The organism is Candidatus Poriferisodalis multihospitum (assembly GCF_028283155.1).
Taxonomy (GTDB): Bacteria; Actinomycetota; Acidimicrobiia; order Acidimicrobiales; family Poriferisodalaceae; genus Poriferisodalis; species Poriferisodalis multihospitum.
Genome location: NZ_JAPYOK010000017.1, coordinates 1 through 11,342 on the forward strand (window position 1 = coordinate 1; position 11,342 = coordinate 11,342).

An 11,342-nucleotide genomic window follows, 5' to 3' on the forward strand; every position below is an offset into this window, starting at 1 on the left:
GGGCTGGGGCGCATGGGTGTCTCGGCGGTGACCGAGCGGGGGGCATCGCTGGACCGGTGGGCCTTCGTGGACGAACCCGGCAGCGCCGCAGCCGAAGTGCTGAATGCCCTGATCGGCAATGTCGACGTGATCTTGCTGGCTGGGGGAGTGCGGCTGGCGGCTGCCCACAGTCGGCGCCTGCGCACTCGCCTGCGGGAGCGTGGAACCGTGGTGATCGAGGTCGGCGCATCGAACCCAGCCGGCGCTCGTGGCGTCGGCGCATCGAACCCAGCCGGCGCATTCAGTCCAGACGTGACCATGACGGTGGAACGTGCTGCGTGGACCGGTCTCGGGCACGGGCACGGCCGGCTGCGGGAACGCCGGGCCGAGGTGGTTGCTGCGGGCCGCGGTGCGGCGTCGCTGCCGCGACGAGCCGTCCTGTGGCTGCCCGATGCCAACGGGCACATCACCGCCGTCCGCGGTGCGATCGACACCGTTTCCTGGCCTGCTCAGGTCGTCTCCGCCCAGAACGGCATCTCGATAGCCGACGCCTCGGGAAGCGGTAACGATGCCGTCGTCCCCCTGCAGCGCCGTGCGGGGTAACCACGACAGCCGGGCCGGCTTGGCCAGCCAGGACGAACCTGCCGGTATCCCGCCACGGATGCTGGCAGCGGAGGTCGGGAACTGGTCTGCAGTCGCAGCAGGGTTCGACCCGGGCACACCAGCAGCGGTGGTCTCCGCCGGGCGCATCACCGCTGTCACGTCTGCGGCTGCTGCTGCGGGGATACGCCCAGGAATGCGCCGTCGCCAGGCTCAGACTGAATGTCCCGTCTTGGAGCTGGCCGAGCACGACCCCGATCTCGACGCGCGCTGTTTCGCCCCCGTGGTCGCTGCGCTGGAAGACCTGACGCCGAGAGTCGAAGTGCTGGCACCCGGTTGCTGCGTCGTCGCCACCCGAGGCCCGTCGCGCTACTACGGCGGAGACGAGGCGCTGGCGGAGCTGGCGCATCGCACCGTCACTGAAGTGCTGGCCACCGGCGCGTACGACCCAGCATCATCTGTCAGCGTCGGCATCGCCGACGGCTTGTTTGCCGCTGGCATGGCTGGGAGGGCGGCGTTGGCCCGAACCCCGTCAACGCCGGTGCTGGTGGTGCCCCCCGGCAGCAGCGCAGAGTTCTTGGGCGGGCTGCCATTGGGGACGCTGGCCGAGGAATGCTCCCTGCTGACGGGCTGCGCTGCCGATGGGACAACGGATGATCTGCTCAGCATGCTGTGGCAGCTGGGCCTGCGCACTCTGGGCGACCTTGCGGCACTGCCTGTGGGAGACCTCGTCGGCAGGTTCGGCACGCAAGGGGAGTGGATGCACGCACTGGCCAGCGGGCGCGACCCTCGCCTGAGCCAGCCTGCCGCCGCTCATCCTGATCTCAGCGTCGAAACCGAGATTGACCCGCCCGCGGATCGGCTCGACACGGTGGCCTTTGCCGCGAAATCTCTGGCAGATCAGCTTGACGCCCAGTTGGCCCGGGAGGGTCAGGCACTGGTGTGCGTGGAGGTCAGTGCCGAAACTGAGCACGGTGAGACCTGCAGCGGGCGGTGGCGCCACGGATTCCGCTTCAGCCCGCCCGATCTGGTCGACCGTGTGCGTTGGCAGCTCGACGGCTGGCGCAGCGCCAAGGGCAAGAACAGCCCCACCGGCGGTGTCTCGTTCATCCGGCTGCGGGCGGTCGAGACGCTTCCCGATGAAGGGCGGCAGCTCGGTTTCTGGGGCGGCCAGTCTGAGGCGGACGAGCGGGCCGAGCGAGCGCTGCAGCGAGTTCAGACCTTGGTCGGCTTTGACGGGGTCACCGTTGGCCGCCTGGGCTCCGGCCGCCGCTTTGCCGATCTCGAGCAGCGCCTCCCGTTCGGCACCGCCGGTCCTCTAGGGACCGGCGCATCAAGCACAGCTGGTCCTCTGGGGAGCACAGGCCAGCGCGCCCCCGGCCGTGTTGCGCCGGGCCGATGGGCGCAAGAACCGCATCACGGCATGGGCAGGGCCGTGGCCGTTGGACGAGCGCTGGTGGGATCCCGCAGAGCGTCGTCGCCAAGCCCGGCTCCATCTGGTGCTCGACGACGGCACCGCCCATCTCTGCGCTGTCGAGCGAGGTCGCTGGCAGCGCGAGGCCACCTACGACTGAGTCTCAGTTGCCATTGGTGGACCAGTGCCACGGCTCGCTCGGCAGGTTGAACAGGCCGTAGGTGGCGGCGTTCCTCTTCAGCCATTGGAACGCCGTCGAGTTGCGGCTGGTGACTGATCGGCCGTTGTAGACGAAATCGATCGCGAGGCCGCGCTCGTGCATGGAACGCCCGGGACGGGCCGTGGGCGGCCGGCACTGGTAGGAGGGCTTCTGGTAGATCGCCCACTGGCTGGTGCCGCAGTGCGCCCGCCGCAGCGCGATCTGCGAGGCGGCACTCCGGTAGCCGCTGCCGGTCAGCCTTCCAGGCAGATCAGGGTCGCGGGCAGCGTGGTCCAGCAGGGCCCGCACATTGCCTGCAATCGATTCGTGTACTTGGATCGGGCCCACCCAGGTAAGTTCGCTGCGGTCGAAGTCGTTGCTGATCGGCTGCCCCGCAATGCCTTCGCGGCGTCGTCTGGCTTCCTGCTCTGCCTGCCATGCGCGGCAGCGTTCCTCATCGCTGCGGCGTCTGAGCTCGGTGGAGATGCGCTGCTGCTGGGAAATGCTGCCAGCGATCTGGCTGGTTGTCTCGGCGACATCTGCGGCGGCTTCGGCATCCCATTCCTCCAGCGTCACTTGCTCGAAGAGCAGCTTGTCAAGCCGGTTCTCCAGCTCTTCGAGCAGGATCGCCTCTTGCTCCACTGCTTCGAGGAGATCATCGAGAGCCTGTGCGGACTCCTCACGGCGGATGTCGCGCAGTTCTTCGGCCCGCCGAAACTCACGCACAGCCAACTCAGCATCCACGCCGAGGGCACGCAGCTGATCGCCGGTCACGCTGAGATCGCCCAGCGCGGCGCCGATCAGCACCCGGATGCGGGCGGCGTCGTAGATGTCGCCGGTGCGCACCAAGCCGTAGGAACCTTCCACCGAGGCGTCGTGGCCGACGTAGGTCTGCACGATGAGTTCCACGACTCTTTCGCCTAGCTCGGCGTGTTGGGCGTCGAGCGACAGGACTCGCTGGATCCCGGCTTCGACAGAGGCTTCGGCCGCGGCGAGTTCGAGTTCGGCCTGGTCGAGATCGGCACGCTGACCGTTGACGAGCACTTTCAGCTGATCGAAGGCTTCGAGCACCTCGTGGACATCGGCGGTGGCGAGATCCACCTCGCCGACCTTGGCGACCAATGCCGCCTGGGCCTCCTCGCGGACGCGTTCTTCCTCTGCGCGTTCTGCTTCGAGTGCAGTCTGGTTCTGTTCTAACTCTCGTCGGCGCTCTCTCAGCTCGGCGCTGGCCACGCCGGTTTGTGTGGCGCTGGTGCGAGCCACTCGTGCACAGAGGCGAGCCATCTCTTCGTCGGATGCTTGCGTTTGCGCGCCCCCAGAGGCCATTGGCACAACGCTGACGACGAGAGCGAACGCGATCGCAGCAGCTCCACGGCGCGCCATGCTGCGGCGCCCAGTGGCGGGGCGTGCAGCGGTGCGGCCTGCCGTGGTGGGGCGCGATTGCCGCTGTGAACCTCGCACCGGGCGCGTCCTTGCTGAGGCCGGCCTCGGGCCGGCGCCGTTGTCAGCCTGCGGTCACTTGTAGCCGCCGCGAGCGACGACCGGGACCTTCGGCCCAAGGTACCGATGGGCGGTCGGTTGTGGGTGTCGCCCCAGAGATTCTCAGCCGGCTCTCAGCTTGATGGCGTCGGGCGACCCGGCTACTCGTCGATCACCCGGTTCTGGAGGACTCCGATGCCGGGAACCTCGAAGGAGATCTCGTCGCCCGCAACCAGCCAGCGCGGCGGGTCGTGCGACCCGCCAGTGCCCTCGGGCGAACCGGTGGCGATGACATCGCCGGGCTCGAGCGGCATCACTCTTGACATGTAGGAGATGATCTCGGCGACCGAGAAGATCATCTCGCTGGCGCTGGCCCTCTGGCGCTCCTCGCCGTTCACCCGGCAGATCACCTCCAGCGCAGCCGGGTCGGCGATCTCGTCGGCCGTCGTGATCCACGGGCCCATCGACCCGGAGCGGAAGAAGTTCTTGCCGGCGGCCACGCTGTGGCGCTGCCAGTCGTGCCCGGAGGCTTGTTGAAATAGACCGGCTGCGCCGGGGCCTGCACCTTGCCGCCCAGCGGGTATTTCTTGCGATAGTTCGCGCCGGCGCACAGCATGCGAGTGCCGACGTCGGCAGGAACAGCGAACGCGATGTCGTCCCACCCATGGTCGGCCGCAGCCCCTGCGAACGCGGCCGGATCGGCCAAGGCGGCAGCGATTGCCTGGCCGATGGTCGTGATCGGGGCGCCGTCTACCTCGACGCCGTCAAGTCGCGCCACTCCATCGGAGGCCGCCATGCCGATGTGAGTGGAGCCCTCGCCGGCAAGGGTGTAACGCAGCAGTCTCACGGCGCGTCACCGTACCGGGCCGGCCGCCGTCCGCCCGATTCGGTCGCGGGTGCCCGCGGTGCGCGGGACGATCAGTCGGTTGCCGTCCGGCGCAGCGGCTCGCCGCCGGCCGCGCGGATCGTGGTTTCGAAGCTGTCGAGGTCAGTGCCAGTCACGTGGCCCGTCCAAGGTTCGCCGACGCCCCGGTTGTCGAGGGGCGGATCGACGGAGACCTCCACTCGTGGGCTGCTCGGGCGAAGCACCAGGGTGGCATCGGTGCCGGCGCCCCATCGGGCAACGATGACCGCCCTGCGGAATCCGATGTCGGCCAGCACGAGACCGTCGCTGGTGGCCGCCAGCAGCCGCTGCACGTTGAACAGCAGCTGATGCGCGACGACGGCGGCCACGATCAGCAGCCAGCCGATGCCCCAGGCGATTGCCAAGGCCGCACCGAAGGCGAATGCGGCCACCCGGACGATCATGATGCGCCGGTGCGCTCGCGCCGTTTCGGCGTCGGTGACCACCACGGCACTGCGCACGCCTGCGTGAACCTCGCCGAGCAGCTCGACGGCCCGGGCAAGCGCCCGCTCCGACGGTGTCACGGCGACTCTCGGGGCAGCAGATCGCCGAGCGGGATCAGCCCGCCGGCATCGGTGATGTGCTGGGCGACGGCCAGCAGCAGGTGCTCGCCACCGTGCGCAGCGTGCAGCTGCACGCCCAGCGGCAGCCCGGCAGGGTCGAACGCAACGGGCAGCGCGATGGCTGGCTGCCCGCTGACGTTGGCCTGGTTCACGAACGTTGCCAGCTCAGCGATCCGCCGGGCGCCGTCAGCCGGGTCAGCCAGGCAGCCGAGCGGCGGCGTGACATCGGCGAGCACTGGGGTGAGCAGCAGGTCGTAACCGCTGGTATCCGGGGTGCTCGGCTGGCCGGCGGCATTCATCTTCCAGAACGACATGACACGCCTGCGCCAGCCAGCAAGCTCGGCGAGCGACTCCACGTAGGCGGAGGCCGGCAGCGAGCGACCCAGCTCGGCGGACCACCAGTTGGCAGGCTCGATGTCGTCGGCCGTCATCGGACGCCCCAGCCGTTCTGCCCAGCCGGCCAGCTCGGCTGACATGGCGACGGTGCGCACCACGATCGTGTGGTCGGCTAGGTCGGGGCTGTACCAGCCGTCCGGTGCAGCATCAGGCTCGATGCGGTGGCCGAGTTCGGCCAGCAGGCTCGCAGCGAGCTCGACGGCGTGCCGCGCTGGCGCTGTCGCTCGGCCGGGTCCTCCTGTCGACATCGCGATGCGCAAGGGCGGCAGCGGCGCGCTCAGGGCGTCGGCAAATGACTCGCCGGGCCGCAGCGGGGGAGCGACATAGGGATCGCCCGGTGCCGGGTGGCTGATGATGTCGAGGCATCGTGCCGCATCGCGCACACTGCGCGTGAGCATCCCGTCCACAGCGAAGCCGCCGCGGTGCTCGCCGAGCCGCGGAGCGGTGGAGACCCGGCCTCGCGAGGGCTTCAGCCCCACCAATCCGCAGGCCGCTGCGGGAACCCGGATCGAGCCGCCGCCGTCGTTGCCGTGCGCAACCGGAACGATGCCTGCGGCCACCGCGGCCGCTGAGCCCCCGCTGGAGCCGCCGGGCGAGCGGGTCAGATCCCACGGGTTCGCCGTGGGGCCGTAGGCAACCGGCTCGGTCGTGATGGTGGTGCCGAACTCGGGGGTGTTCGTGCGACCGACTGAGACCATGCCGGCTGCGCGCAGCAACCGGTACAGGTGGCTGTCGAGACTTCCGCGCCAGCCCAGCTCGACCAGGAATCGCGCCCCGGCGTGGTGGAACTCGCCGGCTTGCTCACAGCCGAGGTCCTTGATGGCCATGGGAATGCCGTCGAACGTGATGTCGTGCGGGCTCGGCACTCCCTGCTGAGATGCCCGGGGGCTGCTCCGCCGGTTCTCCCAGCGCGCGGCGGCCTCGGCTGCCTCGGCCAGTGCCCGCTCGGGCCGGGGATGGATGATCGCATTCAGCGCCGGGTTCAGTCGCTCCATCCGTTCCAGGGCGGACTGCATCGCCTCGGCCGGATTCGTCTCGCCGGATGCAAATGCCTGCGCCAGTGCCGTCGCGTCGACCGGGCGCAGATCAGCCGAATGCAGCTCGGCTGGCATGCCGTCGCTCTCCGACGTCTCAGGCCCAGCAGACGGCGTCAACCGCTTCCAGCCCACACCGCTGGCGTGCGGGCGGCCCATGGGGCCGCCTGCTCGATCTGGCCCGCCAGCGACAGCAGCATCTCCTCGCTGGCATGGGAACCCACGAACTGCACGCCTACGGGCAGATCGTCGGCCGTCCAATGCAGGGGCACTGACATTGCCGGCTGGCCGGTCACGTTGAATTGCGGCGTGAACTGCAGCAGGTCATTCAGCCGCCCACGGCCGGTCTCGGGGTTTCGCAGCTCGCCGAGCCGGGGCGGCGGTTCGGCCATGATCGGCGACATGAGCACGTCGTAGTCAGCCCACCAGCCGGCCAGCCTCCTGGTCCACGCATGGCACCACTCCACGGCCGCGATGTACTGGGCGCCGCTTATCTCGCGGCCGATCTGCATCAGCGCCCAGGTGTCGCCCTCGGTGTCGGCCCGGCTCATCTGCCGGCCCAGGGCGGCTTCGTAGCCCGCCAGGGAAGTCACGTTGCACACCGCCACGATGGTGCGGAAGTGCTCGAAGAACTCTTCGTGGAACAGCTCGTTGGGCGCTGAGTAGTCGACGTGGTGGCCCAGGCTCTCGAGCAACTCGCCGGCGCCGTGGACCGCCTGGGCGCACTCGGGATCCACCGGCCCCCAGTCGGAGTGCGCGCAGAGGCCGACCCGCAGCGATGCCGGCTCGCGCCCAGCAGCGTCAGAGAATGTGCCTGACGGCGGCGGTGCCCAGTAGGGGTCGCCCGGCCAGGGCCGGCTGATGCCGTCGAGCACCCGGGCACTGTCGCGCACGCTGCGGCTCACCACACCGTCTACGCTGAAGCCGGCCCAGCCGTCTCCCGAGTCGGGTCCCAGCGACACCCGGCCCCGGTTCGGCTTCAGGCCGAACAGGCCGCAGTTCGCCGCCGGCACGCGGATGGAGCCGCCCCCGTCGTTGGCATGGGCGATGGGCACGATGCCCGCGGCCACTGCCGCGGCAGAGCCGCCGCTGGATCCGCCGGTCGAATGGCCGGTGTTCCAGGGATTGGCGGTCGGTCCGTATGCCAGCGGCTCGGTCGTGATGGTCAGGCCGAACTCGGGCGTGTTCGTGCGGCCGAAGTTCACCAAGCCCAGTTCGGCGAACATCGTGGCCAGATGAGCCGTGCTCGATGCGACGTGACCCGCCTCCTTGAGCGCAGCATTGCCTGCGTGGTACGGCTGGCCGTCGGTCGTGCACGTCAGGTCCTTCGTGAGGAAGGGCACGCCCGCCAGCGACGCGCGCGGCTCGCTCGTGCCGCGCGCCGCGTCGAGCCGTTCCGCTGTTTGGTGTGCGCTGTCGTCCAGCCGCCCGATGATGGCGTTGATCTGCGGGTTCATCCGGTCGGCTCGCGCGATGGCCTCGTCGAGCAGTTCGACGGCCGAGGCTTCGCCTGAAGCGAACAGCTCCGCAGTAGCCACGCCGTCGGGCAGTCCGCTGAGGGGAGTGCCGGCGGAGAGGTCGGATGAGGTGACCTGGTCCATGGGGGCAACGTACCCGCGCCCACGCCTGCCCGTCTTCCCGCTTCCGACGGCGGTGTAGGTTCGGCCTAGTTGCAAGAGGGGGCTTGGCATGACTGCTGACGCTGGCCAACACGAACTCGACAAGATGCGCGGGTGGACGTTCCTGTGGGCGCTGGCCATAGCCGGCGGCATGGCGCTGATGTTCGCTCTCACGCAATGGGGGCTGGTTGACGAGGTGCCCACCGGCGACATAGCGGCCATCGCGGTCGGCACCAACAACGGCATCGGCGTCGTCGCATTCGGCGGATGGAACGCCATCGGCATCCTCTCCATCGGCGGCGCGAACTCCGTGGGCATCGTCGCCATCGGCGGGCTGAACAGCATCGGGATCGTGTCGTTCGGCGGGATCAACTCCGTCGGCGTGCTCTCGTTCGGCGGACTCAACGCCTACGGCAGCACCACGGGCATCCGGTTCCTCGCATGGGTGCCCCGCCGGGTATCGACCGAGAGCCGGTAGCGCCTAATCTGACCGACAGGGTCGGCGGTATGGCCCCGTTTGGGCGATGGATGCCCTCAGCGGAGGGAGAAGCGATGTCTGCAAGCGCTGAAGCGAGCGGTGCCGGGGATTACCCGGCGAGGCTTGACGTCGACTATCCGGAGCAAGGCCTGAATCGGGCCACGACGTTGTTCCGGATACTCCTCGTGATACCGGTCGCGATCGTGGCAGGTCTGATCGGAGGCAGTTTCGCCAGCGCCGGCTTGCCGGACGGGTCGGATTGGCGGACGCTCATCTCGGGCGGGGCGCTGTTCTTGCCGGTGCTGCTGATGATCGTGTTCCGCCAGAAGTACCCGCGCTGGTGGTTCGACTGGAACCTCGAGGCGACAAGGTTCGTAGCGCGTGTCTATGCGTACATGGCGTTGATGCGCGATGAGTACCCGTCGACCGATGAGCATCAGGCCGTCCGGCTGGAACTCGACTATCCCGACGCAGCCCGCGACCTCAATCGCTGGCTGCCGCTGGTCAAGTGGTTCCTGGCGATCCCGCACTACATCGTGCTGGCGGTATTGAGCGTGGCCGAGGTGGTCTGCGTGGTGATCGCATGGTTCGCGATCCTGTTCACCGGCCGGTATCCCCGCGGTCTGTTCGACTTCGTGCTGGGTGTGAACCGCTGGTGGCTGCGGGTCGCGGCCTACATGTGGCTGCTCACCACCGACCGCTACCCACCGTTCTCGATGCGCTGAGCGAGATCGCCGCTGTTCAGGACTGCTGTTCGCCCCAGCAGTGCTCAAGGGCTGTCTCCGCAGTGATGGATTCGATGCCTGAGACGGGTTGGTCGGTCACCAGCGTCGTGCCGGTGTCCCGGAATGATCGACCGGGCGACGGCTCCGGCAGCGTCCCGGCCGTCACATAGTCCACCACCGCATCGACACCGAGGCGTGCCATGTCAAGCGGGAACTGCATGGCGGTTGCGCCGAAGGCGCCGGCCGCGACGCTGCGCACCCCCTCACAGCCGCCATCGATGGTGACGATCAGCACGTCTGCGGCCAGGCCGAGCGCGTCAAGCGCCTCGTGGGCACCTGCTGCGGCGGGTTCGTTGATGGCGTAGACCACATTCACCGACGGCTGTTCGGCCAGAAGCGCCGCCATCGCATCTCGGCCGCCGTCGGTTGTGCCCGCAGTGAGGCCGTGAGTGACAAGGCGGGGATCGTCTTCGTCATAGCGCTCGTGGGCATCATTCAGGTCGACACCGAAGCCCTGCAGGAAGCCTTGGTTTCGCAGCACGTCTACCGAGATCGGCGCTCGATAGCCGTCCAGGGTGACGATCCGGGCCTCGGTGTCGGCAGCCTCCATTCGGGCCTTGGCCCAGCGGCCGATCAGCTCGCCGGCTGCGAAGTTGTCGGTGGCAAAGGTGCCGTCCACGGTTTCAGGGTCCTCGAAGGGCGTGTCGAGCGAGATCACCAGCACGCCGCGCCCGCGGGCCCGCTCGATGACGGGGGCCAAGGCAGCCGGGTCTGAGGGTGTGATCAAGATGCCGTGCGCACCCAGCGCGACCAGTTCGTCCACGGCGGCGGCCTGCGTCTCCCAGTCGCCGTCGAATGCGCCGGCGAAGGTGTGCAACTCGACGCCGAGTTCAGCGGCTCTCTGGGCGGCACCGTCAGCCATCGCGACAAAGAACGGATTCTGGTCAGTCTTGGTGATCAAACCCACCGTCACGACGCCGCTGCCGCGCGAGACTGCGTCGCTGTCCGCAGCGACGGTTTCGCCGCCGCAGCCAGTCACGACCAGCCCGCACATCACTGCGAGCAGGCTTGCCACCCACGTCGCGAACGCTGGCCTCCGGGTCCGGCTGCCTGACACTGTCTTGCTCGCAGCGCTCATGGCAAGCCGGTCCGTGCCACGGAATGCTGGCTCATGGTTCTGCGATGTCGCTGGTCTCGCCGTTGAGCGGCCGACCGCTGATGTCGAGCGACGTCTCGATACGAGCCAGCCGGTCGCTGTGGTCCATGAGCACGGCGTTGATCTGGTCGAACTTCCGGTCCACCTTGGCGAAGCGGGCGTTCATTTCGCTGCGCAGGCTGCCGATCTCGTAGTTCATCTCGACGCGGAGGGTGCTGATCTCGTCGCGCACGTCGTCGATGGCGGAGACCATGAACAGGAACATGCCGCCGAGCAGCGCGGTGATGACGGTGCCGAAGACGGTGACGACCAGCGTCATGGAGCGCTGCTGGGTCAAACAGGGCTGGCCGACGGACGCAGCGGGAACTGGGGAGACCTGCACAGCCACACGGGATGGGTCAGCCGATGGAGGTTCGGCTGTCTCGGCGGCCTGTACCTCGCCGCTGTCGGTCACGGTGTCGATGGTAGCCATGGCTGCGTTGCCAGTTATGTGCAAGCTTCATGCGTCGAGGCAGGCGATCATAGGGCCGCAGCCATGGTTCGGGTCCGCGACGGGCGGGCTTGACGCCGGATACCACATCGCCAAAGCCCACAGCCACGCGATCACCAATATCGCGCTGAAGCTGAGCGTCAGCAGCAGGGTCAACGCGGCCTCGGCCGGCTTCGCGCGCTTGGCAGCCGTCACGTCAGCTTCGCTTGCGTTGGCGGTTCTGCCTGCTGACTCCCTCCGTGCCGGCCAGCGTTCCATTTCGGCGCCCACTCGCTCAGATGTAGTCGGCATCACCGGTCTCCCAGG

At 68.6% G+C, this 11,342-nt stretch carries 12 protein-coding genes and 1 pseudogene; 4 read left to right on the forward strand and 9 right to left on the reverse strand.

Annotation, left to right across the window (positions count from 1 at the left end):
• Together VI480_RS00515 and VI480_RS00520 are read left to right on the forward strand one after the other, a co-directional pair.
• Positions 1 to 582: pseudogene (locus tag VI480_RS00515) on the forward strand (hypothetical protein); the annotation flags it as partial.
• A gap of 58 nt (positions 583 to 640) precedes the next feature.
• Positions 641 to 2,203 (forward strand): DNA polymerase Y family protein, encoded by a 1,563-nt coding sequence (locus VI480_RS00520; protein WP_323670852.1) that lies wholly within the window; start codon positions 641 to 643, stop codon positions 2,201 to 2,203.
• On the opposite strand, the gene VI480_RS00525 is transcribed toward VI480_RS00520, so the two are convergent.
• The 6 genes from VI480_RS00525 to VI480_RS00550 all read right to left on the reverse strand — a co-directional run bounded on the left by VI480_RS00525 (position 2,157) and on the right by VI480_RS00550 (position 8,169).
• On the reverse strand, positions 2,157 to 3,518 hold the full coding sequence (locus VI480_RS00525; RefSeq protein ID WP_323670853.1) for a M15 family metallopeptidase: 1,362 nt from the start codon (positions 3,516 to 3,518) through the stop codon (positions 2,157 to 2,159). The two genes, VI480_RS00520 and VI480_RS00525, sit on opposite strands and share 47 nt — an antisense overlap.
• 314 nt (positions 3,519 to 3,832) lie before the next feature.
• Entirely contained in the window at positions 3,833 to 4,171 is a 339-nt protein-coding gene (locus tag VI480_RS00530; RefSeq protein WP_323670854.1) for a fumarylacetoacetate hydrolase family protein, read from the reverse strand.
• On the reverse strand, positions 4,078 to 4,518 hold the full coding sequence (locus tag VI480_RS00535) for a hypothetical protein (RefSeq protein ID WP_323670863.1): 441 nt from the start codon (positions 4,516 to 4,518) through the stop codon (positions 4,078 to 4,080). The genes VI480_RS00530 and VI480_RS00535 overlap by 94 nt, the downstream gene beginning before the upstream one ends.
• A 71-nt stretch (positions 4,519 to 4,589) precedes the next feature.
• Positions 4,590 to 5,099, reverse strand: a complete 510-nt coding sequence (locus VI480_RS00540) for a hypothetical protein (RefSeq protein ID WP_323670855.1) — start codon at positions 5,097 to 5,099, stop codon at positions 4,590 to 4,592.
• Positions 5,096 to 6,727 carry an amidase gene (locus VI480_RS00545; RefSeq protein WP_323670856.1) on the reverse strand — a complete coding sequence of 544 codons (1,632 nt, stop codon included), beginning with the start codon at positions 6,725 to 6,727 and terminating at the stop codon, positions 5,096 to 5,098. The genes VI480_RS00540 and VI480_RS00545 overlap by 4 nt, the downstream gene beginning before the upstream one ends.
• Positions 6,685 to 8,169, reverse strand: coding sequence for an amidase (locus tag VI480_RS00550; protein ID WP_323670857.1), 1,485 nt, complete (start codon positions 8,167 to 8,169; stop codon positions 6,685 to 6,687). The genes VI480_RS00545 and VI480_RS00550 overlap by 43 nt, the downstream gene beginning before the upstream one ends.
• Positions 8,170 to 8,257: 88 nt before the next feature.
• Here VI480_RS00550 and VI480_RS00555 point away from each other — a divergent pair, with 88 nt between their 5' ends.
• Positions 8,258 to 8,665, forward strand: coding sequence for a hypothetical protein (locus VI480_RS00555; RefSeq protein ID WP_323670858.1), 408 nt, complete (start codon positions 8,258 to 8,260; stop codon positions 8,663 to 8,665).
• Positions 8,666 to 8,739: 74 nt separating this feature from the next.
• A complete protein-coding gene (locus VI480_RS00560) occupies positions 8,740 to 9,390 on the forward strand; it encodes a DUF4389 domain-containing protein (protein ID WP_323670859.1) in 651 nt (216 codons plus the stop codon).
• A 16-nt stretch (positions 9,391 to 9,406) separates the two neighbouring features.
• Here the strand turns inward: VI480_RS00560 and VI480_RS00565 are convergent, their stop codons facing one another.
• From VI480_RS00565 to VI480_RS00575, 3 genes are read right to left on the reverse strand one after another with little or no spacing between them, the layout of a single operon-like run.
• Positions 9,407 to 10,528, reverse strand: coding sequence for a substrate-binding domain-containing protein (locus VI480_RS00565; protein WP_323670860.1), 1,122 nt, complete (start codon positions 10,526 to 10,528; stop codon positions 9,407 to 9,409).
• Positions 10,529 to 10,559: 31 nt separating this feature from the next.
• The gene (locus tag VI480_RS00570) at positions 10,560 to 11,000 is read right to left on the reverse strand and encodes a hypothetical protein (RefSeq protein ID WP_323670861.1); all 441 of its coding nucleotides are present in this window, start codon (positions 10,998 to 11,000) and stop codon (positions 10,560 to 10,562) included.
• A gap of 45 nt (positions 11,001 to 11,045) precedes the next feature.
• The gene (locus VI480_RS00575; RefSeq protein WP_323670862.1) at positions 11,046 to 11,231 is read right to left on the reverse strand and encodes a hypothetical protein; all 186 of its coding nucleotides are present in this window, start codon (positions 11,229 to 11,231) and stop codon (positions 11,046 to 11,048) included.
• Between the last annotated feature and the right edge of the window lie 111 nt (positions 11,232 to 11,342).